At 60.8% G+C, this 22938-nt stretch carries 22 protein-coding genes and 1 pseudogene; 15 read left to right on the top strand and 8 right to left on the bottom strand.

The window, feature by feature from the left end; genetic code table 11:
- Nucleotides 1-8: 8 nt before the first annotated feature.
- From pcnB to thpR, 5 genes and pseudogenes are all read right to left on the bottom strand, one after another.
- Complete coding sequence (pcnB, locus tag ACTG2U_RS16690) at nt 9-1475, bottom strand: polynucleotide adenylyltransferase PcnB (RefSeq protein ID WP_149152217.1); 1467 nt, start codon at nt 1473-1475, stop codon at nt 9-11.
- 255 nt (nt 1476-1730) lie between these two features.
- Entirely contained in the window at nt 1731-2639 is a 909-nt protein-coding gene (gluQRS, locus tag ACTG2U_RS16685) for a tRNA glutamyl-Q(34) synthetase GluQRS (protein ID WP_439974792.1), read from the bottom strand.
- 111 nt (nt 2640-2750) lie between these two features.
- Entirely contained in the window at nt 2751-3200 is a 450-nt protein-coding gene (gene dksA / locus ACTG2U_RS16680; protein ID WP_005335644.1) for an RNA polymerase-binding protein DksA, read from the bottom strand.
- A gap of 119 nt (nt 3201-3319) precedes the next feature.
- Nucleotides 3320-4062, bottom strand: a pseudogene (gene sfsA / locus ACTG2U_RS16675) (DNA/RNA nuclease SfsA).
- Nucleotides 4059-4601, bottom strand: a complete 543-nt coding sequence (gene thpR, locus ACTG2U_RS16670) for an RNA 2',3'-cyclic phosphodiesterase (RefSeq protein ID WP_058059669.1) — start codon at nt 4599-4601, stop codon at nt 4059-4061. The pseudogene sfsA and the gene thpR overlap by 4 nt, the downstream one beginning before the upstream one ends.
- A gap of 178 nt (nt 4602-4779) precedes the next feature.
- On the opposite strand from thpR, the gene hrpB reads away from it, so the two are divergent.
- The 3 genes from hrpB to gloA2 all read left to right on the top strand — a co-directional run bounded on the left by hrpB (nt 4780) and on the right by gloA2 (nt 10079).
- Nucleotides 4780-7227 carry an ATP-dependent helicase HrpB gene (hrpB, locus tag ACTG2U_RS16665; protein WP_439974791.1) on the top strand — a complete coding sequence of 816 codons (2448 nt, stop codon included), beginning with the start codon at nt 4780-4782 and terminating at the stop codon, nt 7225-7227.
- A gap of 73 nt (nt 7228-7300) precedes the next feature.
- Nucleotides 7301-9619: a penicillin-binding protein 1B gene (mrcB, locus tag ACTG2U_RS16660; protein ID WP_042052390.1), complete on the top strand. Its 2319-nt coding sequence runs from the start codon at nt 7301-7303 to the stop codon at nt 9617-9619.
- A gap of 58 nt (nt 9620-9677) precedes the next feature.
- Complete coding sequence (gene gloA2 / locus ACTG2U_RS16655) at nt 9678-10079, top strand: SMU1112c/YaeR family gloxylase I-like metalloprotein (protein WP_420939414.1); 402 nt, start codon at nt 9678-9680, stop codon at nt 10077-10079.
- 77 nt (nt 10080-10156) lie between these two features.
- Here the strand turns inward: gloA2 and ACTG2U_RS16650 are convergent, their stop codons facing one another.
- Together ACTG2U_RS16650 and ACTG2U_RS16645 are read right to left on the bottom strand one after the other, a co-directional pair.
- Nucleotides 10157-10477, bottom strand: coding sequence for an SMR family transporter (locus ACTG2U_RS16650; protein ID WP_005335659.1), 321 nt, complete (start codon nt 10475-10477; stop codon nt 10157-10159).
- The gene (locus tag ACTG2U_RS16645; RefSeq protein WP_005335660.1) at nt 10474-10860 is read right to left on the bottom strand and encodes a DMT family transporter; all 387 of its coding nucleotides are present in this window, start codon (nt 10858-10860) and stop codon (nt 10474-10476) included. The genes ACTG2U_RS16650 and ACTG2U_RS16645 overlap by 4 nt, the downstream gene beginning before the upstream one ends.
- Nucleotides 10861-11018: 158 nt before the next feature.
- On the opposite strand from ACTG2U_RS16645, the gene ACTG2U_RS16640 reads away from it, so the two are divergent.
- The 3 genes from ACTG2U_RS16640 (at nt 11019) to ppa (ending at nt 14337) form a co-directional block, all read left to right on the top strand.
- Nucleotides 11019-11900, top strand: coding sequence for a LysR family transcriptional regulator (locus ACTG2U_RS16640; RefSeq protein ID WP_021229560.1), 882 nt, complete (start codon nt 11019-11021; stop codon nt 11898-11900).
- A 109-nt stretch (nt 11901-12009) separates the two neighbouring features.
- Entirely contained in the window at nt 12010-13590 is a 1581-nt protein-coding gene (locus ACTG2U_RS16635; protein ID WP_439974790.1) for a DUF3369 domain-containing protein, read from the top strand.
- Between the two features lie 216 nt (nt 13591-13806).
- On the top strand, nt 13807-14337 hold the full coding sequence (gene ppa, locus ACTG2U_RS16630) for an inorganic diphosphatase (RefSeq protein WP_005335667.1): 531 nt from the start codon (nt 13807-13809) through the stop codon (nt 14335-14337).
- A gap of 28 nt (nt 14338-14365) precedes the next feature.
- Here ppa and ACTG2U_RS16625 read toward each other — a convergent pair whose 3' ends face one another.
- Entirely contained in the window at nt 14366-14713 is a 348-nt protein-coding gene (locus ACTG2U_RS16625) for a hypothetical protein (RefSeq protein WP_439974789.1), read from the bottom strand.
- 139 nt (nt 14714-14852) lie between these two features.
- Here ACTG2U_RS16625 and ACTG2U_RS16620 point away from each other — a divergent pair, with 139 nt between their 5' ends.
- The 9 genes from ACTG2U_RS16620 to ACTG2U_RS16580 all read left to right on the top strand — a co-directional run bounded on the left by ACTG2U_RS16620 (nt 14853) and on the right by ACTG2U_RS16580 (nt 22788).
- Nucleotides 14853-15743, top strand: a complete 891-nt coding sequence (locus ACTG2U_RS16620; protein WP_043821720.1) for a hypothetical protein — start codon at nt 14853-14855, stop codon at nt 15741-15743.
- A 220-nt stretch (nt 15744-15963) separates the two neighbouring features.
- Nucleotides 15964-16506, top strand: coding sequence for a YtfJ family protein (locus ACTG2U_RS16615; protein WP_005343253.1), 543 nt, complete (start codon nt 15964-15966; stop codon nt 16504-16506).
- 44 nt (nt 16507-16550) lie between these two features.
- The gene (locus tag ACTG2U_RS16610; RefSeq protein WP_204385066.1) at nt 16551-16850 is read left to right on the top strand and encodes a DUF2607 family protein; all 300 of its coding nucleotides are present in this window, start codon (nt 16551-16553) and stop codon (nt 16848-16850) included.
- Nucleotides 16851-16881: 31 nt separating this feature from the next.
- Complete coding sequence (locus ACTG2U_RS16605) at nt 16882-17466, top strand: DUF2796 domain-containing protein (RefSeq protein ID WP_439974788.1); 585 nt, start codon at nt 16882-16884, stop codon at nt 17464-17466.
- A gap of 4 nt (nt 17467-17470) precedes the next feature.
- Nucleotides 17471-18160 (top strand): ABC transporter ATP-binding protein, encoded by a 690-nt coding sequence (locus tag ACTG2U_RS16600; protein ID WP_005362918.1) that lies wholly within the window; start codon nt 17471-17473, stop codon nt 18158-18160.
- Nucleotides 18154-19401 (top strand): ABC transporter permease, encoded by a 1248-nt coding sequence (locus tag ACTG2U_RS16595; RefSeq protein WP_421331139.1) that lies wholly within the window; start codon nt 18154-18156, stop codon nt 19399-19401. The genes ACTG2U_RS16600 and ACTG2U_RS16595 overlap by 7 nt, the downstream gene beginning before the upstream one ends.
- 31 nt (nt 19402-19432) lie before the next feature.
- Complete coding sequence (locus ACTG2U_RS16590; RefSeq protein ID WP_041234071.1) at nt 19433-19909, top strand: DUF3299 domain-containing protein; 477 nt, start codon at nt 19433-19435, stop codon at nt 19907-19909.
- 104 nt (nt 19910-20013) lie between these two features.
- A complete protein-coding gene (locus tag ACTG2U_RS16585; protein ID WP_439974787.1) occupies nt 20014-20874 on the top strand; it encodes a TIGR03899 family protein in 861 nt (286 codons plus the stop codon).
- Between the two features lie 276 nt (nt 20875-21150).
- On the top strand, nt 21151-22788 hold the full coding sequence (locus ACTG2U_RS16580; protein ID WP_439974786.1) for a methyl-accepting chemotaxis protein: 1638 nt from the start codon (nt 21151-21153) through the stop codon (nt 22786-22788).
- The last annotated feature ends 150 nt before the right edge of the window (nt 22789-22938 follow it).

The raw sequence follows: 22938 nt of genomic DNA, 5'->3' as shown, positions 1-22938 counted from the left end.
GTCTGTGGTCACTCGGCCACTTTCGGTTTGCGGCGACGGGGGCGACGACGGTTGCGGCTGTTGCTGCTGCGCTTCTCGCCATCGTGGTTTCGGGCCTCGCCGCGCTCACCGCTGGCCGGGCGACGGGTCGCTTCACGCTGCAGTTGCGGACGCACATCCGGATTGGAGGCAACATAACGCTCCCACCAGCTGGCCAGCTCACCGAGACCGCGCTCGACCCGGTTGCGCAGCAACAGGAAGTCGAACGCCGCGCGGAACTTGGGATGCTCCATGGCGCGCTCGGGGTGCTTGCCCTGACGACGGGTCAGCCGCTGTTGCAGTGCCCAGATGTCGCGGACATCGGTGGTGAAACGGCGGGGAACGGCGATGATCCGCACCTGATTGTCCAGCACCTCGTTGATCGCCAGCATGAAGGCGTCATACCAGGGCAGGCCGCTCTCGTTCTCCAGCACCCGACCACGGGCCTCGACGCAGCCCCACAGCAGGGTGGCGTAGAGGAAGGCGGGAGTGACGCGCTTATCTTCGCGGACGCGGGTGTCGGTATCGATCAGCGCCTGCTCGATAAACTGCTCGTAGGGCGAGTTGCCGTGCGGGGTAAACAGCGCAGCCACTTGCGGGAAGAGCTGTTGGAACAGGCCATACTCACGCAGCAGCTTGTAGGTCGCCAGACCGTCGCCAGCCAGGAACAGCTTGAGGGTCTCCTCAAACAGGCGGGCTGCAGGGATGTCTTGCAGCAGTGGCGCCAGCTCCTTGATGGGGGCAGCGGTACGCGGACTGATAGTCATATCCAGCTTGGCGGCGAAGCGCACGGCGCGCAGCATCCGCACCGGATCTTCACGATAACGGGTCTCGGGATCGCCGATCAGCTCAAGCTTGCGCTCGGCCAGATCTTCCAGACCCCCTTCGAAATCGTGCAGGGTGAAATCTTTGGCGCTGTAGTAGAGGGCGTTGACGGTAAAGTCGCGGCGCTCGGCATCCTCTTCGATGGTGCCGTAGACGTTGTCGCGCAGCAGCATGCCTTCATCAGACTGGGCCGACACATGTTTGCTGGTATTGACCTGATGGTGGTGACCCCGGAAGGTGGCCACTTCGATCACGTCACGACCAAAGACAATGTGGGCCAGGCGGAAACGACGGCCAATCAGACGGCAGTTGCTGAACAGCGCCTTGATCTGCTCCGGCGTCGCATCGGTTGCGATGTCGAAATCCTTGGGCGTCTTCCCGAGCAGCAGATCCCGGACTCCGCCGCCGACCAGGTAGGCCTCATAGCCCCCTTTGTTCAGGCGATAGAGCACCTTGAGTGCATTCTCGCTGATCTCTTTGCGCGAAATAGGGTGCTGATCACGGCTTAAGGTACGACGTTGACCGGCGACACGGGCTGGAATGGGGGATTCCACCGACTGCTCGCCGTCTTCCTTGCCGAGCACCTTGCGGCAAAAGTTTGCGATCTGGGAAAAAATGGTACACCTCTTCATGACTTCTAAATTGACGGGAGGCCAAAAAATAGCGGCCTATCATAGCTCACGCCTAACCAAATGAAAAACCGTGCTGACAATTGATCCCGCATGAAACCGTCTGCCAGCGAAAATAGCGGTCTATCTGCACATAGCTCACGCCTGCACAAATGAAAAACCATGTGGCTACTTCAGCTCATTTGAATCAAACAGAACCAAAAAATAGCCGTCTATCTGCGCATAGCTCACGTCCTATTACACGAAAACCGGCTCTTTTTACTCAAGGTCCAGCGGGATTTTCTCGCTGACGGGCACCCGTTCGAGCTGCCAATTAGCGATACCCCACCGGATGATCTCGTCGATCCGGCTCGCCATCAGCTCGGGCGGCGGGCACTGGCCGAGGAAGTGCAGCGCCTGCCACAGGGCCGGTCGCACCTCATCGAGCGCTAGGGCCGGCGCATGGTTCTGCTTGGAGAGCTTGTTGCCATCTGCCAGCACCGCCAGCGGCAGGTGCACCCAGTCGGGCACCGGCGCCCCCAGGGTCTGGTAGAGGGCAATCTGGCGCACCGTGGGTTCCAGCAGATCGGCACCGCGCACTATCTCGGTGATGCCGCTGTCCATATCATCCACCACCACCGCCAGGTTGTAGGCATAGAGCCCGTCGCGGCGGCGGATAATGAAATCCTCCTCGGCGAGCGCCGCCGGGACCGCGATATGGCCCTGCAAGCGATCATCGAAGTGGTAGACCGGATGGTGCTGGCGCAGCCGGGCGGCGCAACCTTCGGCCGCAAGCCCGAGGGTGCGGCAGTGGCCGCTGTAGAGACCGCCCGCGGCCATGATTTCGCGCCGGGTGCAACGGCACCAGTAGAGGTCCCCCGCCCGATAGAGCTGGTCGATGATCTCGTCATAACGGCCGTGGCGCGCGCTCTGGAACATCACCTCCCCATCCCACTCGAGACCATATGCCTCAAGGGTCTTGAGGATCAGGGCCGCAGCCCCCGCCATCTCCCGCGGCGGATCGATATCTTCGATGCGTACCAACCAACGTCCCTGCTGCGCTCTGGCCTGCAAAAAGCTGCCGAGGGCGGCGATCAGCGAACCGAAATGAAGCGGGCCTGAGGGTGAGGGAGCAAAGCGGCCAACATAGGGGCGCGCAAGGGGTGAGGACGGGGGATTCACTGGCATGACTGTTCGGGTAAGCGATTCATTGAGGCTGCATTCTGGGGCGCGACCGCCAAAAGCTCAATAAAAAAGGGAGCCCGCGAGCTCCCTTTTTCATATACCAGAGGGTCGGGATCAACCGGCCATCTGTTTTTCCTTGATCTCGGCCAGCGTCTTGCAATCAACACAGAGGTCGGCAGTCGGACGGGCTTCCAGACGACGGATACCGATTTCGATACCGCAGTGTTCGCAGTAACCGAAATCATCGTCTTCAAGCAGCTGCAAGGTCTTCTCGATCTTCTTGATCAGCTTGCGTTCACGGTCGCGGGTACGCAGTTCAAGAGCGAACTCTTCTTCTTGCGCGGCACGATCCACGGGATCCGGGAAGTTGGCAGCCTCGTCTTTCATATGGTCGACGGTACGATCAACTTCCTGCATCAGTTGGTTGCGCCAGGCACCCAGGATCTTGCGAAAATGCGCCTTTTGTTGGTCATTCATGTACTCCTCACCCGGCTTTTCCTGGTAAGGCGCGACACCCGCAATGGCCAGGGGGCCCAGAGATTTCCTGTTTTCGCCTGTTGGCATGCCCTGTCTCCTAATTCAGCACGCTACCCGTGCCATCCATAAATTGAGGGCGACATCTATAGCAGAAGGGTAACGGGTAAGCAAACGAGCCGTACCAATAATGTTACCCACTCCAATATTTATGCACTCCCCTCGGGTAACAGGTGACCAGATTCAAACGGGATAAACCCTTGAGCCACCATGCCTTGCACCCCAACATGGGGCCGATAGCATAAAATTTCAACCCCCGCCGCGATTGCCTGCTCAATTAGCAGACTATAGTGCGGATCTATATGGGTTGCAGGGCGCATCCGGCTTATTCCGGAGTGCAACACCATAAATAGCAGCACGGCCCTGTGGCCCGCCGCTTTCATCGCCATCAACTCGCGCAAATGCTTGGCTCCACGGGCGGTGACCGCATCGGGGAAGTAGCCCATACCAGCATCCTCCCGCTCGTCGAGCAGGGTGACCGATTTTACCTCGATGTAACAATTGCCCTTCTCGTCATCTTCCAGCAACAGATCGATGCGACTGTTCTCTTCGCCATACTTCACCTCGGTGCGCAACCGGCTGTACCCCGCCAGCGGAGCGATGGCCTCCTGCTCGATCAGCTCCCGGGCAATCTGGTTGGCGCGCGCCGTGTTGACGCAGATAAAGTGGCCCGCCGGGCTCTCGGCGATCTCCCAGCTGTTGGGCAGCTTGCGCTTGGGGTTATCGGAAGTGGAGTACCAGACCCGGGTGCCCGGATCGGCACAGCCGGTCATGGCACCGGTGTTGGCACAATGGATGGTGATGACCTCGCCGTTATCGAGTTGCACATCGGTCAGAAAGCGCTTGTAGCGGGCCACCAGCTGGCCCGATTGCAGGGGGGATCAAAGATCACGGGTTAGCCCTCCGCGCGTCTTCTTTTACCCGGGCGCGCAGCGGCCAGCAGGCAAGCGGCTCGTAGCGTACCCCGTCCGGAGTCGAGATGGATTGATAGAGGCAGAACTCATCGGCCTGCAGCAGAAAATTTGGGGCAGGCAGGATGGCAGGCGCCTCACCCGCCTTGCGCGACAGGGTGACATGGGGACGATAACCCTGCTCGCCATTGCCAAGACGCAGCTTCTCGCCGTGGCGTCGCAGCGCCTTTGCCAGCACGGTCAGCTCGTTGGGCCACTCCTTCGGGCCAATCCAGGCAGCCTTGGCCCGGCTGAACCAGCCGGTCTCATCCAGCCTGATGGAGAGCGGCGGACAGTGCTGGCGCTCTACGGCGGCGATCAGGCGGCGGGTGGTCAACTCGTCCGCCTCACCCAGAAATGCCAGGGTCAGGTGGAGGTTGGCTTGCGGCACCGGCTGACCGGGCCAGGGCTGCTGATCGCGCCAAGCGATGAGCTCGGGGGCGAGCTCCTTGACGGGCAGGGCAAAGAAGAGTTTGGCCATGTGGTGATAATGCCTTTTTCACGCTCATTGGATGAGCCCATTCTATGGCAGCCATCCGGCCATGTCTCGCCACCCTCCCACCCGAGTGGCCATATCCGCACATCCACTCACGGTGGCGCGGGTGGCTGTGGCAGAATAGGCGCCGTTTTACCGGTTGCTACAGAAGGTGCTCATCGCTTTGTCCCAGCTCCCCATCGTTTCGGTATTGCCCGAACTCTTTGCCGCCCTCGACCGCCACACCAGCGTGATCCTGCAGGCGCCCCCCGGCGCGGGCAAATCGACTCTGCTGCCGCTGGAGCTGGTGCGTCAGAACCGGCTGCCCGGCCGCATCATCATGCTGGAACCAAGGCGCCTGGCTGCGCGCAATATCGCCACTTTTCTGGCCCGTCAGCTGGGGGAGAAGGTGGGCGAGCGCATCGGCCTGCGAGTGCGTGGCGAGAGCCGCACCAGCTCAGCGACCCGGCTCGAGATCGTCACCGAAGGGGTGCTGACCCGGATGTTGCAGCAAGACCCTGAGCTCACCGGCGTCTCGCTGGTCATCTTCGATGAGTTCCACGAACGCAGTCTGCACGCCGATACCGCGCTGGCCTTCGCTATCGAGAGCCAGCAGGGATTACGCGATGACCTCAAGCTACTGGTGATGTCCGCAACCCTGGATGGCATGGCACTCGAGACCTTGTTGCCGGATGCCCCTGTGGTTCGCTCCGAGGGGCGCGGCTTTCCCATCGACTATCACTACCGCCCCGCCAATCGCCAGCAGTGGCTGGAGCCGCAAGTTGGCGCAGTGGTAATCGAAGCGCTGGCCGAGCAAGATGGCAGCCTGCTGGTCTTTCTGCCGGGACAGGGTGAGATCGAGCGACTGGCGCAATGGTTGGCAGACAAACTGCCGGACGACGTGACCCTCGCCCCCCTCTACGGCCGCCTCGACATGGCGGCGCAGCAAGCAGCCATCGAACCGGCGCCTGCCGGCCGCCGTAAGCTGGTGCTCACCACCAATGTGGCGGAGACCTCCCTCACCATCGAGGGGATTTCGGTGGTGATCGACAGCGGGCTGGAGCGACGGGCTTCCTTTGATCTGAAAGGCGGCGTCACCCGACTGGAGACCCGCCAGATAGCCAAATCCTCCGCCACCCAGCGGGCCGGTCGCGCCGGTCGTCTCGGCCCCGGCGTCTGCTACCGGCTCTGGAGCAGCGAGGTGCAGGAGCGGCTCTCTGAGCAGAGCCCGCCAGACATTCTCACTCAGGAGTTGACCAGCCTGTTGCTGGACGCCGCCCAGTGGGGGGCAAAAGTGGAAGATCTGCCGCTGCTGGACATGCCCCCCGCCGCCGCGGTGGCCTGCGCCCAGCGGCTGCTGGTGGCCCTTGGCGCCATGAAGCCTGAAGGTGAGCAACAACTCACTCCCGCTGGCCGTGCCATGGCGGCCTTCGGTACCCACCCTCGTCTCGCCCGCATGCTGCTGCGCGCCCGCGAGCTGGAGTCCGAGGGTCTGACAGGGATTGTCGCCGATGCCGCTTATCTGGTGGCGTTGCAGGAAGAAGATCTGCGAGGATCGGAGCGCCTATCTGTGTTGTTCCACCGCCGTCAAAGTGCCCTGCGTCAGGGTGCGGTCCGCTGGTTTGAACGGCTTGGCGCCCGCCCTGCCAATGCACAGGGCCAGTGGCTGGGGCTGCTCTGTGCCCTCGCCTGGCCGGATCGCATAGGCAAACTGCGTAGCGGCAGTCGCTATCAACTCAGTGGTGGGGTGAGCTGCGATCTGGTAGAAGGTCATCCCTGTCAGGGACAAGGGGCCCTTATCGCCATCGAGATGGGGCAGAACGATCGCGGCAGTCGTATCTTTATCGCCGAACCGATAGAGCTGGACGAGCTGGTACGCCTGCTGCCGGAACTGGTGAGCGAGCGGCAGTGGTTCGACTGGGATGAACGTGAAGAGCGGGTGCGCGCCGAACGCCAGCAGGTGATCGGCGAACTGGTGCTGAGCCAGCGACCGCTGACCGAACTCTCTGACGAGCAGAAAGGGCGCTGCCTGCTGCAAGGCATTCGCCGCAAGGGGCTGCATGTGCTGCCTTGGGACGAGAGCAGCGAAGGGCTGCTTGCCCGCCTGCGCTGCGCCCGCGACTGGCTGCCCGATGAGGGGTGGCCCGCGATGGATGACGAGAGCCTGCTGGCCACGCTGGAACAGTGGCTGCTGCCAGCGGTGAGCGGCATGACCCGGCTGGAGCAGCTGAAGAGGCTCAATATGAGCGACATCCTGCGCCAATCCCTGCCCTGGCCGTTGCCCAAACGGCTGGACGAGGCGCTGCCGAGCCACTTTGCGGCACCGACCGGCAGCCGGGTGCGGATCCGCTATCAGCCGGGACAGGCACCGGTGATCCCGGTGCGCATTCAGGAGATGTTCGGGCAAGGTTCGACCCCCTGCGTGGCCGATGGCCGGGTGCCGCTGGTGGTGGAGCTGCTCTCCCCCGCCCAGCGACCGCTGCAGATCACTGCAGATCTGGCCGCTTTCTGGGCTGGATCCTACGAACAGGTGAAGAAAGAGATGAAGGGGCGCTATCCCCGCCACTACTGGCCGGATAATCCGCTGGAAGCGATGCCGACCAAGGTCACCAAGAAGAAGATGGGCATCTAGGTTCGATGGGTTAATCCCGCTCGGACGTTCGCGAATGCGACATAACAAGTAGAAAGGAAAGCAAAGAGGATTTATGGCAACCCAACGACGCAAGCGTGCCCCCAAGAAGGCAGCGCCCAAACGCACCATCTGGCGCAAGCTGTTCTGGCTTGGCTTCAAGCTCTCCCTGGTGGTGGCGGCCTTTATGGTGGTGTTTGGCATCTACCTCGATACCAAGGTGCGCGAGCGCTTCGATGGCGAGAAGTGGCAGCTGCCGGTGATGGTCTACAGCCGCCCGCTGGAGCTCTATCCCAGCCAGCGCCTGTCGCGGGACCAGATGCTGCGCGAGCTCAATATGCTGAGCTACAAGCAGGTGCGCCAGCCTCACACGCCGGGTGAATACACCATCAACGGCAACCGCATCGAGCTGATTCGCCGTCCGTTCGAGTTCTATGATGGCGCCGACGGTGCCCGTGGCCTGCGCCTCACCTTCAACGGCCCGCGCCTTGAGGGGATCCAGTCGCTGGAGAACCAGCGCCAGCTCGGTTACGCCCAGATGGACCCGGTGCTGCTCGATCGCCTCAATACCGAAGATCGGGAAGATCGCCTGCTGGTGCGTATCGCCGAAGTGCCCGACAGCCTGCTGGTGACCCTGCTCACCACCGAAGATCGCGACTTCTACCAGCATGGCGGCGTCTCGCCGGTGGCCATCATGCGCGCCATGTTCGCCAACCTGATCGCGGGTCGTACCGTGCAGGGGGGCAGTACCCTGACCCAGCAGCTGGCCAAGAACTTCTTTCTGACCCGTGAGCGCAGCCTGTGGCGAAAACTGCAGGAAGCCTACATGGCGGTGCTGATCGACTATCGCTACAGCAAGGACGAGATCCTGGAGTCCTACCTCAACGAGGTCTATCTGGGGCAAAACTTCTCGCAAGGGGTCTATGGTTTCGGCCTCGCCTCCTACTTCTACTTCGGCATTCCGGTCAACGAGCTGGATATCGATCAGGTCGCCCTGCTGGTCGGTCTGGTGAAAGGCCCCTCCTATTACGACCCATGGCGCTTCCCGGAGCGGGCCAAGACCCGCCGTGATCTGGTGCTGAAGCTGCTGATGGATCACGGCAGCCTGACCCAGGCCGAGTATGAACTGGCCAGCCGCCAACCCCTCGGCATCATCGCCCGTGGCCAGATGAGCTATGGCCGCACCCCGGCCTTTATGGGACTGCTCAAGCGAGAGATCCAGAGCCGCTTCGGCGCCGATCTGCTCAAGCAGTCCGGCCTCAAGATCTTCACCAGCCTCGACCCCATCGCCCAGCACGCGGCCGAGCGAGCGGTCGAATCGGGCCTCGCCGATATCGAAAAACTGCGCGGCAAGAAGAAGCTGGAGGCGGCCATGGTGGTCTCCGACTGGCATAAGGGCGAAGTTGTCGCGCTGGTGGGTGGCCGCGATCCCCGTTACGCCGGGTTCAACCGGGCGCTGGATGCCCGCCGCCAGATCGGCTCGCTGGTGAAACCGGCGGTCTACCTCACCGGCCTCTCCAACGGCCTGACCCTGGCGACCCCGCTCAAAGATCAGCCGATCCGTATTCGCGGTCAGGATGGTCAGGTCTGGACACCGCAAAACTACGATCGCAAGTTCCGCCAGAGCGTGCCGCTGATGGATGCATTGGCCAGCTCCCTCAACGTGCCGACCGTCAATCTGGGTCTGCAGGTGGGGCTGGAGAAGGTTGTCGACACCCTGCACAAGCTGGGAGTTCAGCAGGAGATCCAGCCCTATCCGTCGCTGGTGCTGGGGGCGGTTGCCCTCTCCCCGCTGGAAGTGAACCAGATGTATCTGCCCATCGCCAATCAGGGACTGACCCAGCCGCTGTCGGCCATTCGCGCCGTAGTCAACGGGGATGGCAGCCTGCTCTATCAGCATGATCAGACCGCCAAGCGGGTCACCGACCAACAAGCAAGCTGGCTGACCCTGTTCGCCATGACCAAGACGGTGAGTCAGGGCACGGCCCGCGCCCTCAGTGCCAAGTTCCCCGGCGCCACCATGGCGGCCAAGACAGGCACCACCAACGAGCTGCGCGACTCCTGGTTTGCCGGGATGGACAACAACGAGCTGGTCAGTATCTGGGTCGGTCGCGACGACAACACCCCGGCGGGCTTGACCGGTGCCAGCGGTGCCCTGCAGCTCTTTAGCGGCTACATGAGCCAGCGCGGCGTCAACAGTCTGGGGCTGAAGATGCCGGAAGGGGTCACCTGGGCCAACTTCTCCCGCGCCAGCGGCACCCGCGTCACCAGCGACTGCCCGGGCAGCCTGCAGGTGCCGGCCAAAGCCTCCACCATGGGCTCCCCGGCCGGCTGCGCCAGCAGCGCGACGCCACGCAGTGCGCTGGATGACTGGTTCGGCGGTTTCTTCAACTAGATCAACAACACGGGCAGCGCAGGCTGCCCGTTCACTATGCTGCTGACAAGGAAACACCATGACCTTTCCGCTGTTTGACGCCATCCACCATGTGGCCATCATCGCCAGCGATTACCCACGTTCGCGCCACTTCTACCACGAGGTGCTGGGGCTGCCCATCATCGCCGAGACCCTGCGCGAAGCGCGCCAGTCATGGAAACTGGATCTGGCCCTGCCGGACGGCAGCCAGCTGGAGCTGTTCAGCTTCCCCTCGCCTCCCGAGCGCCCCTCCCGCCCCGAGGCGTGCGGCCTGCGCCATCTCGCCTTTCGGGTCAGCGATCTTGACCGGGTCATCACCCACCTGCTGGCCCATCGGGTCGAGGTAGAGCCGGTGCGAGTGGACGAGCTGACCGGCAAGCGCTTCACCTTCTTCGCCGACCCCGACGGCCTGCCGCTGGAGCTCTACGAAGCGCCGCGCTGAGCCTGCATCGACCAAGCAATCAGCCAAACAAAAGCCGCCCGGCGAAACTGGGTGGCTTTTGTTATTGCTTCAGATTATCAGGCGGTAGTCAGCATAACGACAGCCAGCGCCATCACCATCATGCCAGCCCAACCGATGGGCTTGAGCCGCTCACCGAAGAAGAGCAAACCGCCCAGCGCCGTACCGACGATGCCGATAGCCCCCCAGGTGGCGTAGGCAACAGCCAGGTCAATCTGGCCGCCACTTACCGCTTCCGAGAGCAGGGTAAAGGCGCCGAGTACCAGCATGATCCCCAGGAAGCCCCACCCCTTGTAACGAAAACCCTTGGAGCGGTTGATAGCCATGTTGGCGCCGATATCGATCAGTGCGGCACCCAATACAATCACAAACGGACTCATGCTGTGGCCTCCGCTTCTACTGACTTGTCTGCAGGCTCATCATGGGTCTCCCCCATGGTCACCATAACAATCCCCACTATCGCGAGAGCCAGGCCAATCAGCTCCTGAACGGTCACATCGTAACCGAGGAACATGACCGACACTATGGTGATCAGGGTGATCCCGAGCCCCTCCCAAAGCGCAAACGCAATACCAATGGAGATTGTTTTGGCGGCTTTCGCCAGCAACCAGTACGAGAAACCGATCAACAGCCACATCGGGATGTAATTCATCCAGCCAGCCCCCTGCTCGGGGATCATGGCCATGCTGGAGGTACCGGCGACCTCGGTCACGATGGCGCCGGTCAAAAACAGCCGGGCCAGAAACATACGACTTAATAACATATAAGATGCCTTTGTTGCTTCGACGGGAGAGATGGTAAACGGGGAGAAGCAACTCGCGACAATCGCTCAGCGTCGATTATTCCGACGCCACAGGTTTGCCTTGCCTTGGCTCGGCACGCTAAGGTGATGGTGAAAAACTCCGCCACAGCCTGTAAAACATGAAGCTATATCAGATAGAACTCTTTGTAGAGTCAGCCAATAGCGGCTCTATTGCCAATACCGCCCGTCGTCTCGGCAAAAGCCGCAGCGCCGTCAGCACCTCCATCGCGGCGCTGGAAGTTGAGCTTGGCGTCGAACTTTTTGAACGAGGTGCCAATCAGAGTCGGCTGACCGAGATCGGCGAGCTGGTGCTTGATGATTGCACTCGCCTGCTGCAGGCAGCCAACAGCTTGCAGCAGAAGTGCAAACATTACGCCTCGGGGGCCGAAGTGGCGCTGCGGGTTGCCCGCGATGATGCCATTCCCGAGCCGGTGTGGCGCGAGATGCTGGCCAGCCTGCACAACCAGTTTCCCGGCACCAGTATCTCGCTGGTGCTCGCCTCCCCGCCCGAACTGCCGGCGCTGGTGGAAGAGGGATTCGTCGATGCCGCCTTTGGCCTTATTACCGAAGATCAGGAGCGCAGCGGCCTCAATATCGACGTGCTCAACCCGATCCGCACCCTGATGGTGGTGGCGCCCAGCCATCCGCTGGCCGGACTGAAGCGGGTCAAACAACAGGATCTGACCGATCACACCCAGGTCACACTCTCGTATGTAGATGAATTTTCTGTAAAAAGCCTGCTACCTGTGGGAGGCCAGCATATCGGCCTCTCCAGCTTCGAGTTGATGCGCAATGCGGTGCTGGACGGTCTGGGCTGGGCGGTGCTCCCCTCGCCACTGATCCAGAGCCAGCTGCGGCAAGGCTCCCTGCTGACCCTGAAACACAAGTTCAGCCTGCAGTGGCGCGATTACGGGGTCTATCTGGCGGAAAACGCCTATCACGGCAAGGTGTTGGCCTGGTTGAAGAAGTCGATCCAGGGGTATCTGGAACCTTTCGAGTAGCGATAAAGAGGCGGAGCCAGCTCACGATATCTACTTATCCTGATGATCCGAGCGGATGTGATCGTGCATACTGTTCACATACTCATTGAGCGCCGGAGGCGTAACCGATATGAGCAGTGCCCAAGACAAGGACGATATCTTGCTGGACGACGACATCATCGAACTCGATGATGAGGAGGTCGTGGTCCCCAAGGCACTCAACCCATGGCAAGTGCTGATCGTGGATGATGAGCCGGATATCCATCATGCCACCCGCCTGGCCCTCTCCAACATTCACTACAAATCCCGTCCGCTGGAGCTGCTCAATGCCTACAGCGGCGCCGAAGCTGGCCGTATGCTGGAGGCCAATCCCAGGATTGCGCTGATCCTGCTCGATGTGGTGATGGAGACCGAAGATGCAGGTCTGCGGCTGGTGCACCGGATCCGCAACGAAATGCACAACTCGCTGGTGCGGATCGTGCTGCGTACCGGTCAGCCCGGCCAAGCCCCCGAGCAGCGGGTGATCCTCGATTACGACATCAATGACTACAAGACCAAGACCGAACTGACGGTACAAAAGCTATATACCACCGTCATCGCATCCCTGCGTTCATACGAAACCCTCAGCGCCATAGACAAGAGCCGGCAGGGGCTCGGAAAAATTCTGGAAGGGGCGGGCGATCTCTACCATCTTCATTCACTCAAAGAGTTTGCCTCCGGCGTGCTGAAACAGATCAGCGCCATTCTCGATGTGGGCACCGAAGGGGCTATCTGTGCCGAGCGCCGTCCCGGCGAACAGGGGCTGGAGATCCTCGCCGCTACCGGCGACTACGAGACTCTTCTGGATAATGGCAAGATCACCGACTTCCCCACCCTCAATGACTCGGTTCTGAAGGCACTGGCGACGCGCTGCAACCGCTTTGAACACCCGCAGGACTCCCTCTACATCGCCGCCCAGAATGGTCGCGAGTTCGTGTTGAGTTTTACCCCGACCCAGCCCCTCGATCCCCTCGAGTGCGACCTGCTGGATGTCTTCTGCCAGCGCATCTCGGCAGCCTACGACAACCTCTATCTCTACAACCAGTTGCTGCGCGCCCAAGAGGCCACCGTGGTGGCGCTAGCGGCGCTGGCAGAGTTTCGCGACTCCGATACCGGCGAGCATGTCTTGCGGGTGCAGAAGCTCTCGGATGCCATCGTGGCCGAATTGAAGAAGATGGCAGCCTATCCCGAGCAGCTAACCCCGGAGTTTGTCGAGATGATCGGCATGGCCTCCATCCTGCACGATGTGGGCAAGGTGGGCACCCCGGACCATATCCTGCACAAGCCGGGGCGTTTCGACCCGGAAGAGCGGGCCATCATGGAGCAGCACGCCGGTATCGGCGCCAATATCCTGCACAAGGCGGGTGAAATGGTGGAGGGAACCAGCTACCTCTCTCTCGGCGCCGAAATCGCTCGGGGCCACCATGAGCACTTCGATGGCAAGGGCTACCCGCAGCAGTTGGCTGGTCAGCAGATCCCGCTGTCGGCGCGGATTGTGGCGGTAGTCGATGTATTCGATGCCCTGCTCAGCAAGCGCCCCTACAAGGAGCCCTGGACGCTGGCGCAGACCATGGAGTATATCCAGTCCCGCTCCGGCACCCAGTTTGACCCTCATGTAGTGACAGCCCTGTCGCGACTGGTCAACGAATCGAGACTCCCCTACTCGCTCTGACCCTCTTTGCTCGCAACTCCACATGCCCTGCCGGTGACCAAGGTCAGCAGCAGGGCATCAAAACAGCCGTTTTGTTGCATCCCGCACACATCAAAGCGCCGCAAACCGGAAACATCCCCCTTCTTTGTTAGCGATAGCCGCTGAAATATGGTCATTTAACATCACATCGCTATAATATCGGCCTGCAAACCTGATACTAACAACGAAGGAATTATCATGAGCCTGAACCTGGTACCGGCCGGCAAGAGCCTGCCCGACGATATCTATGTCATCATCGAAATCCCGCAGAATGCCGACCCGATCAAATACGAAGTCGACAAGGACAGCGGTGCTATTTTCGTCGATCGCTTCATGTCTACCCCGATGTTCTATCCGTGCAACTACGGCTACGTGAACGCGACTCTCTCTCTGGATGGTGACCCCGTCGATGTACTGGTTCCGACCCCCTACCCGCTGCTGGCCGGTTCCGTCATTCGCTGCCGCCCGGTTGGCGTGCTGAAGATGACCGACGAATCTGGCGAAGATGCCAAGATCGTTGCTGTACCGCACTCCAAGCTGACCAAGCAGTACGACCACATCCAGGATGTGAACGATCTGCCGGAACTGCTGAAAGCCCAGATCCAGCACTTCTTCGAGCGCTACAAAGAGCTGGAAGCGGGCAAATGGGTCAAGGTGGAAGGTTGGGGCGACAAGGCCGCTGCCGAAGCCGAGATCAAAACCTCTGCCGAGCGTTACGCTGCCAAGTAAGCGTCACTTCGCTTGTAAAAAAGGCGCCTTATGGCGCCTTTTTTGTCGGTGTTTGCGGCAGCTGACCGGCCGCATCTTCGGCAGGATTGCCCTGAATGTATATTTCACGGCCATCTTTCTGGTAGGGACGATAATAATCACCGCCACAGCGATAGCCGCCGCCCGGCTGGCTCATCAGCTCGCAGTTGACTGGCAACACCTCCAGCCACTTGATGGCCTGCTGGTAGCGCAGCCACTCCTGCCATTCGTGCTCGCGTGCCAGCTGATCACGCAGAGCAAAGGTATCCGCAATGGACACCCCCTTGTTGACGATCACCTGACCCGCCATGGTTGGCAGGCTGAGCAGCCCAAACAGCACTATGATCCAAGGCTTCATAACCCCTCCAGAGTGACTTAATTTCACAATTAAATTAAAAGTCACATCAATCTGTTATCCAGATCACAAAACGAAACATCACCAAAGTGGTGCCGGCTCACCTAGTTGTTAATTATCGTCCACGGCAGGAAGCACCACCATGAAGCTGACCCCCGCGCTGTTGCTCAGCCTCACTCTCTGCACCACTCTTGGTGCTACAAGCAACGCCAGCGAAATCAACATGAGCTGGCAGTGGCAATCCACCGATGGCCAGCGCAAGCACTTCCAGCTGACCACCGACGATCAGGTGATGGCCGCCAGTCGCCACGAGATGAGCCTGCTGAAGGCCTCTCTCACCAATCCGCTGGAGACCCTTTACGCCTATATCAGCCCACGGCTCTACAACAGCATCAACCTGATCAATCAGAGCAGCCCCGAGACAGCTACCAAATTTCGCAATCTGGAGCAGGCCTTCACCCTGCGGGACGACAGCATGGAGTCGATGCTGTTCTGGCAAGCCTACCAGCAGTATCAGGAGGATGCCTTCTACCAGATGAGGGTGATCCCCTGCGTCCATCCTGCCAATCGCAAACTGCCTTGCGTGCGACCCGATTACTCCCAGCTCTTCTACCACTTCAAAGGGCATCTCAAGCCACTGGCGCAGCAATTTGCGGCCAAGGATCTCGCCACCAGCGTCAGCCTGCTGCAGGAGTGGCTGAACGCCATCCCCACCCAGCCGGAGCAGCTGGATCACTTCGCACCGCCGCTGCAGGCACTGCAGGATAACAAGGCCGATAGCGACGAGAAGGCGCTGCTGATGGCCAGTCTGCTTGCGGAGCTGGCGCCGCAATATGTGCTCAGCATCATCTATCCGGATATCAGCATCGGCAGCGTCTCCCCTGCCTGGCTGGCCATTACGGCAGACAGTGGCGTACCCGGTGATGTGGTGGTGATCAACAATCAGCGTCATGTGCTGCTGACCGGCTCGTCCCTGCTGGCCCAGCAGATGACTATGGCCAAGATCCCCCTCATCAGCGAGTCGCTCTACTGACGCAGACAGCTCAGACCAGCAGCCAATTCATTGATTTTTATCGATGTCATGCCATCCTAGCCGCCCTTGCCAGCCAACCACCTGACTGGCGGGGCGCCGACGCTTCTGAATTGCGATCTTATTTAACACTTTTTAAACAGATCCGATCAGTTTAGGATGAAGCTCGCCCATTCCCTCAATCCGAAACTCGTTATAACATAACAAATGGAGTGTCATCAGGATGAAACATCTCGTACTTACTTTGGCGCTGCTGCCATCTCTGGTCTTTGCTCACAACTTCAAGGATGGCAACCCGGTGCCGCTGGTCAATGTCAGCGACAAGGGTGAGCTGGTACTGAACGGCAAGGATATCGGTTACCAGCCGTGGCAGAGCACCTCGCTCACCGGCAAGGTATTCCTGATCCAGCATATTGCCGGTCGCTCCAGTGCCAAGGAGCTGAACGCCCCGATGATCGAGGCGATCAAGGCCGCCAAGCTGCCGCAAGACAAGTACCAGACCGTTACCGTCATCAACAGCAATGACGCCATCTGGGGCACCTCCGGCTTCGTTAAGAGCAGTGCCGAGGACAGCAAGAAAGAGTTCCCCTGGTCCGCCATGGTGCTGGATGCCAAGGGCATGGCGCGCAACGCCTGGGATCTGACGCCGGAAAGCTCGGCGATCATCCTGCTGGATAAAGAGGGCAAGGTGCTGTTTGCCAAAGATGGCCAGCTCGATGCCAACAATATTGCTACCGTGATGGGGCTCATCAAGTCCCATCTCTAAGTCAGAGAGAAAGGGCGCTGATAGCGCCCTTTCCATAAGGGTCTATGGGTCGTATCAAGCTGAAAATCTGGATCTTGCTGCTGGGCTGGTTATGGCTGCAGCCTGCCCTTGCCCGGCACCAGTTTGAATCCGCCCTGCCCGGCCACGACGACCATCACTGTCTGGTCTGCGCCCTCCATCTGGATGGCAAGCAGGTCATCACCGCAACCCCCTATTGTTTCCCCAGTTCGACCTCTGTTTTGCCCGCTGTTGCAATCATGCAACGCTCGGCAAATACCGCCACGCTTCACAGCTATGCCATCCGTGCGCCGCCCGCCTCTGCTTTTCTCTATCCCTTTGTTTAATTTCGCTATTTGTTTTGAAAAAGGATTAAAGATGAAAGCAGTTACTCTGTTGCTGGCGGTAGCCACCTTTGGCGCACACGCAAATCACGACGAACACGAGAGCCACAGCCACGGCGCCCACGAGCATGGCCACGGCCACCTCAATCTGGTGGTCGATGGCGACCAGCTGATGATCGAGCTGCAGGCCCCTGCCGCCGATCTGGTAGGCTTCGAGCACGCCGCCAAAAGCGATGAAGAGAAGGCGCAATATGCCAAGGCTATCGCCCGCCTCCAGCAGCCTGACACCTTGTTCCGCTTCGACCCGGCCGCTGGCTGCAAACTGACCCAGCAGGAGCTGCAGGCCGCCAAAGAAGATCATGACCATGACCATGACCATGACCATGACAAGGCTGCCAGCGACAAACATGAAGACCACCATGATCATGACGAAGCGGGTCACGCCGATATGGGCGCCATGTACACCTACACTTGCGCCACGCCGGCCAAACTGACCGGCCTTGAGGCGACCCTGTTCAGCGTCTATCCGAGCCTTGAGAAGCTGAGCGTGCAGGGCATTCTGCCTACCGGCCAGACCGCTGGCGAGCTGACCCCGTCCGCCAACAAGCTGAGCTGGTAACGCCATGAAAAAAGCCGTGGTTGAGATCCGCGATCTGGCCTTTGCCTGGCCAGGTGGCGACGCTGTACTCGATCTGCCCGCCCTCACCATCCGCGAGGGTGAGCGGGTCTTTATCAAGGGCCCGTCGGGCTCCGGCAAGTCGACCCTGCTCGGGTTGCTGGCCGGGATTCAGACCGCCAACCACGGCACCCTGGAGGTGCTGGGCCAACCATTGGCCCGGCTCTCTGGCCGTGCCCGTGACCACTTCCGGGCGGCCAATCTGGGTTATATCTTCCAGCAGTTCAATCTGCTGCCCTTTCTCTCGGTGCAGGACAACGTGACCGCTGCCCTCACCTTTTCGCCCGCCAAACGGGCCCGCCTGCAAGGGAGCCCGGAGCAGGAGGCGCGCCGTCTGCTGGCGGAGCTGCAACTGCCGGACGAGGCGCTGCACCGCCCCGTCCATGCCCTCAGCATCGGCCAGCAGCAGCGGGTTGCCGCCGCACGGGCGCTGATCGGCTCGCCGCCACTGGTGATCGCCGACGAGCCCACCTCGGCACTCGACACCGACAACCGGGCCGCCTTTATCAAGCTGTTGTTCGAGGAGTGCGACAAGCAGGGCTCGACCCTGATCTTCGTCAGCCACGACCCTTATCTCGAACCCCTGTTCCCGCGGGTCGAAAACCTGCAACAGCTCAACCGGAGGGCATCATGCTAAAGCTAGCCCTGCAAAGTCTCTGGGCCCGCCGCCTCACCGCCGGGCTCACCCTGTTGGCCGTCGCCATCAGCGTCACCCTGCTGCTCGGGGTGGAGCGGGTGCGCACCCAGGCCCGTGAAAGCTTCTCCAACACCGTCTCGGGGACCGATCTCATCGTTGGCGCCCGCTCCGGCCAGGTGAACCTGCTGCTCTACTCGGTGTTTCGCATCGGCAACCCCACCAACAACGTGGGGTGGGACTCCTATCAGGCCATCAAACAGAAACCGGGCGTCGCCTGGACCATCCCGCTTTCCCTTGGTGACTCCCACAAGGGATTTCGGGTGCTCGGCACCAATGGCGACTACTTCACCCACCTGAAGTACGGTCAGCAACAGTCGCTGCAACTGCGCGAGGGGCGGTCATTCGACACGCCGTTTGAAGCTGTGCTCGGCGCTCAGGTGGCCGAGAAGCTCGGCTATCACCTCGACCAATCCATCGTCATCGCCCACGGCGCTGGCAACACCTCGTTCAGCCAGCACGACAACCTGCCGTTCAAGGTGGTGGGCATTCTGGCGCCGACCGGCACGCCCATTGATCGCACCATCCATGTGCCGCTGGCGGGGATAGAGGCGATCCATCTGGGCTGGGATACCGGCCGCCACAGCAAGAACGTGACGCCGGAGCAGGCGCTGGCGCAGGATCTCACCCCGAAAACCATCACCGCTTTTATGGTGGGGCTGAGCAACCGGATTCTGGCGTTCCAGCTGCAACGCAGCGTCAACACCTATCCCAAAGAGCCGCTGATGGCGATCCTGCCGGGCGCCGCCCTGCAGGAGCTGTGGAGCCTGATGAGCGTGGCGGAAACGGCCCTGTCGGTCATCGCTGGTTTCGTGGTAGTCGCGGGCCTGATCGGCATGCTGACTACCTTGCTGGCGGGGCTTAACGAGCGGCGCCGGGAGCTCGCCATATTGCGATCCCTCGGCGCGGGCCCTGCCCACCTGTTCCTGCTGCTGGCGCTGGAGGCCATGGCGCTGACCACGGTCGGCATCGCCCTCGGGGTCGCCGTGCTCTATCTGGGGCAGGGGCTTGCCTCGCCCTGGCTGCTCAGCCACTATGGCCTGCAACTGAGTCTGGGGCTGCCGAGCACCTACGAGTGGCAGTTGCTGGGGGTGGTCTGGCTGGCAGGCATGGTGATCGGCCTGCTCCCTGCTGCCCGCGCTTACCGCTACAGCCTGAGCGATGGCATGAGCATTCGCGTCTAGCGAGACGCCCTAAATAGAAACAGAAGGACAGATGATGAAGTGGAAAATTGTGGCGCTGCTCGCCAGCCTGCTGGTGCTGCCCGCCCTGGCCGCCGATTACAAGACCATCGACTGGGATGTGCTCATCCCGGAAGGGGAGAAACTGCTGCCACCTCCGCAGGTGAACCACGATGGGGATCTCGCCTCCGTGCCGCAACCGGTGGGCGGGGTAAACAAGAAGCTGGACAACCAGGATGTGCGCATTCCGGGCTTCGTGGTGCCGCTGGAGGGGGATGCCAAGAAGATCACCGCCTTCCTGCTGGTGCCCTACTTCGGCGCCTGCATCCATGTACCGCCGCCCCCCACCAATCAGGTGATCTATGTGAGCTACCCCAAGGGTGCGCCGGTGGATGACCTGTGGGATGCCATCTGGGTGAAGGGCAAGATGCGCACGATCAGCTCCAGCCACGAGATGGCCACCGCCTCCTATTCGATGGAAGCGGTCGAGGTGAGCGTCTACGAGGAGTAATCCTCCCGTTGCAAAAAAAGCGGCCTCCACGGAGGCCGCTTTGTTATCTTGGCATCCCGGTTGGAGTAACATTCAGCTCCAGAACCTGTGCGAATGGAGTCAGCATGGCAGACCTCCCCCCCCCGAAAAAAGAGAGTTCGATCCTGAGCAGCCAGGAGCAGACCCTGCGTCTGGCCCGCAGTCGCGGCATCGATGGCATGCTCACCCGCAATAGCGACAGCACCTTCGAACAGCGCGCCACCTTTCGCCATCTGGCGGATCAGGCCGCCCGCCAGCGCAATCTGGAAGCCATCATGGTGATGGCCTCCCGTCACTGCGAAGAGACCGCGGCTGGCGGCGAGATGGACAGCGACTGGCTGACCCGCTTCCTGCAACTGGCGGAAGATATCAGCATGGTGCCGATGCAGCAGCTGTGGGGGCGGATCTTCGCGCTGGAAGTCGCCACGCCGGGCCGCTTCTCCATTCGGGCGCTCGCCACCCTCAAAGAGATGACCCAGCGCGAGGCCCAGCTGTTCCAGCGCATCTGTTCGCTAACCTGCCACTATACCGGCAGCGACGAGCAGCGACTGCTGCTGGGGCTGCACAAGGGGGCCACTCTGCTGAGCCGCGCCAAGGCAACGCGCCTTGGCCTTGGCAAATACCGACTGCCCTACAACGCCCTGCTGCAACTGTTTGAGCTGGGGCTGCTGCATCGCGCGGAGCTGGAGTCCGGCCCGCTGCCCGCCGATGGGGTCGAACTGGAGTTTGGCAACCAGCGCTGGCGGCTGCAGTGCAAGCAGAACAACATCACCCTGCTCTACTACCGCCTCACCCCGGTGGGCAACGAGCTTGCCCAACTGCTGCAAGAGTCGCCGCTGGAGGAGTACCTGCAGGATCTGAAAACCGTGCTGGTGCAGGGGATCCAGATTGAAGTGATGCAGCTCGTCAGCGCCCCCTCCTCATCCGCTCCCGACCCTATCCCCTGATCTCTGGCGGGGCAGCGGATGCCCCGTCGGTTCATGGCTCCTTCGCATCAAGCTGCTGGCTCCAAGCTTATGGGCTTGACCAGAATAGGTTGCAAATTGCAGATGCCGCAGAGGCACACCCCGTCTGCTCAGTTGCATATTGCAAACAGCAACGATCTTTTCCTGCCAAAACGACACTAATAACACATCAATCATTAGCTTTTGCCAGCTGGCCCGCCCTTTGCACATGTCTTGATGCAGATCAAAATTTAACCATCACAGCTCGGGAGCAAGGCCATGAGAATCAATCAACCGGTAACCCAAAGAGAACGTCTCTATCCAGACCACCAGAGCCTGATCTCCACAACGGATCTGGAGAGCCGCATCACCTACGCCAACGATGAGTTCTGCGAGATTGCAGGCTTCTCGCTCGACGAGTTGGTGGGGGAACACCACAATCTGGTGCGCCATCCTGACATGCCGAAACAGGCCTTTGCCGATCTGTGGAACCATATCCGCGAAGGCAAAAGCTGGATGGGGCCGGTGAAAAATCGCTGCAAGAGTGGCGATCACTACTGGGTCAGCGCCTTTGTCACCCCCATCAAGGATGCCAGCGGCCGGGTGGTGGAGTATCAGTCGGTGCGCACCGCCCCGAGCGAAGAGATCAAACTGCGGGCCGAGAAGGTCTATGCCGACCTTCGCAACAACAAGCTGCCGCTGGCGCTCAAGCTGCCCACCTTCTCCCATACCCTGGCCATCAACCTCTGTCTGCTGCTGAGCCTGCTCGCCATGTTTGCGCTGGGCTATAACCACGACATGAACTGGCAACTGGCGCTGGCCGCCCTGCCGCTGGCGATAGCGGCCATCACCCTGAATGCCCTCTCCCGCCGCCTCGGCAAGCTCAACAAGATGGCCCGCAGCCGCTTTGACAACCCGCTGATGCAGCTGCTCTACACCAACAAGGTGGACAACATCGCCGCCATCGAACTCTCGATGGTGATGAATCAGGCCGAGTTCAACGCCGTGCTGGCCCGTACCCAACAGACTTGCAGCAAGATCCTGCAGGCCGCCGAGGGGGATCTGCGCAACGCCGAATCCATCACCGACAACCTGCAACAGCAGCAGGCCGAAACCAATCAAGTGGCGACAGCCGTGACCGAGATGTCGGAATCCATTCGCGAGGTTTCACAGAGCTCCAGCGAATCCTCCAGCCTGCTGGACGAGACCGCCGACCTGTTCAAGAGCGGCAACCACAGCGTGGCCGAAACCGTGGCTGCCGTGGCGGGTATGAACAGCGAGCTGACCACCTCCAAGAGCGTGATCAGTGCGCTGGTCGGCCACTGCCGCGACATCGATGGCATCCTCGATGTGATCAACAACATCGCCAACCAGACCAACCTGCTGGCCCTCAACGCTGCCATCGAAGCGGCACGGGCTGGCGAAGCGGGCCGCGGTTTCTCGGTAGTGGCTGACGAGATCCGCTCGCTCGCCATCAAGACCCAATCCTCGACCAGCGAAATCCAGAAGATGATCACCGAGCTGCAAACCAGCGCCGAGGATGCAGAACAGGCGATGGAGAAGGGCTGCCAACTCTCCGAGAGCTGCCAGCAAAAAGCCTCGGCAACCGGCACCATCCTGCAGCAAATCAACGATATGCTGCAGCAGGTGGCCTCCGGTAGCGGCCAGATTGCCCAGGCGGTGCAGGAGCAGTTCCACGTCACCGCCGAGATCAACCGCAACGTACTCAGCATCAAGACCCTGGCCGATGACTCCAGCGTGGGCAGCCAGCACGCCGTGCACGGCATCACCCAGCTGGTCAACCAGTTAAGCGATCTCGACCGGCTGGTACGCCAGTTCCAGAAAGGGGCTCCGGCAAGCCAGAGCCGCTATGAAGTGGCCACCACCCGCGCCGTGCCGGTTCGCCAAGCCAGATAACCACAATACAAACAATCACCGCAGCAAAACCCTATGGGCCTTTGGGTCCATAGGGTTTTTTAATGCCCGCCAGCAAGATGGCGACACTGCCGTTTCACTGTCCGATTTCCCTCTGCGCTGATGGGCCCAAGTGGTTGAGTGACCACATTT

The sequence above is a fragment of the Aeromonas sp. 95A genome (assembly GCF_051919235.1).
GTDB classification, from domain to species: Bacteria; Pseudomonadota; Gammaproteobacteria; order Enterobacterales; family Aeromonadaceae; genus Aeromonas; species Aeromonas veronii.
This window is presented reverse-complemented; position numbering and strand designations above follow the sequence as displayed.

Bases quoted from the DNA above. Each gene is read 5' to 3' on its own strand.
- ACTG2U_RS16600 (WP_005362918.1), top strand. From the start codon at position 17,471: ATGAAAAAAGCCGTGGTTGAGATCCGCGATCTGGCCTTTGCCTGGCCA.
- gluQRS (WP_439974792.1), bottom strand. From the start codon at position 2,639: ATGCCAGTGAATCCCCCGTCCTCACCCCTTGCGCGCCCCTATGTTGGC.
- ACTG2U_RS16610 (WP_204385066.1), top strand. From the start codon at position 16,551: ATGGGTCGTATCAAGCTGAAAATCTGGATCTTGCTGCTGGGCTGGTTA.
- ACTG2U_RS16620 (WP_043821720.1), top strand. From the start codon at position 14,853: ATGAAGCTGACCCCCGCGCTGTTGCTCAGCCTCACTCTCTGCACCACT.
- ACTG2U_RS16645 (WP_005335660.1), bottom strand. From the start codon at position 10,860: ATGTTATTAAGTCGTATGTTTCTGGCCCGGCTGTTTTTGACCGGCGCC.
- dksA (WP_005335644.1), bottom strand. From the start codon at position 3,200: ATGCCAACAGGCGAAAACAGGAAATCTCTGGGCCCCCTGGCCATTGCG.
- ACTG2U_RS16605 (WP_439974788.1), top strand. From the start codon at position 16,882: ATGAAAGCAGTTACTCTGTTGCTGGCGGTAGCCACCTTTGGCGCACAC.
- ACTG2U_RS16580 (WP_439974786.1), top strand. From the start codon at position 21,151: ATGAGAATCAATCAACCGGTAACCCAAAGAGAACGTCTCTATCCAGAC.
- gloA2 (WP_420939414.1), top strand. From the start codon at position 9,678: ATGACCTTTCCGCTGTTTGACGCCATCCACCATGTGGCCATCATCGCC.
- ACTG2U_RS16615 (WP_005343253.1), top strand. From the start codon at position 15,964: ATGAAACATCTCGTACTTACTTTGGCGCTGCTGCCATCTCTGGTCTTT.
- thpR (WP_058059669.1), bottom strand. From the start codon at position 4,601: ATGGCCAAACTCTTCTTTGCCCTGCCCGTCAAGGAGCTCGCCCCCGAG.
- pcnB (WP_149152217.1), bottom strand. From the start codon at position 1,475: ATGAAGAGGTGTACCATTTTTTCCCAGATCGCAAACTTTTGCCGCAAG.
- mrcB (WP_042052390.1), top strand. From the start codon at position 7,301: ATGGCAACCCAACGACGCAAGCGTGCCCCCAAGAAGGCAGCGCCCAAA.
- ACTG2U_RS16635 (WP_439974790.1), top strand. From the start codon at position 12,010: ATGAGCAGTGCCCAAGACAAGGACGATATCTTGCTGGACGACGACATC.
- ACTG2U_RS16625 (WP_439974789.1), bottom strand. From the start codon at position 14,713: ATGAAGCCTTGGATCATAGTGCTGTTTGGGCTGCTCAGCCTGCCAACC.
- ACTG2U_RS16590 (WP_041234071.1), top strand. From the start codon at position 19,433: ATGATGAAGTGGAAAATTGTGGCGCTGCTCGCCAGCCTGCTGGTGCTG.
- ACTG2U_RS16595 (WP_421331139.1), top strand. From the start codon at position 18,154: ATGCTAAAGCTAGCCCTGCAAAGTCTCTGGGCCCGCCGCCTCACCGCC.
- ACTG2U_RS16585 (WP_439974787.1), top strand. From the start codon at position 20,014: ATGGCAGACCTCCCCCCCCCGAAAAAAGAGAGTTCGATCCTGAGCAGC.
- ACTG2U_RS16650 (WP_005335659.1), bottom strand. From the start codon at position 10,477: ATGAGTCCGTTTGTGATTGTATTGGGTGCCGCACTGATCGATATCGGC.
- ppa (WP_005335667.1), top strand. From the start codon at position 13,807: ATGAGCCTGAACCTGGTACCGGCCGGCAAGAGCCTGCCCGACGATATC.
- ACTG2U_RS16640 (WP_021229560.1), top strand. From the start codon at position 11,019: ATGAAGCTATATCAGATAGAACTCTTTGTAGAGTCAGCCAATAGCGGC.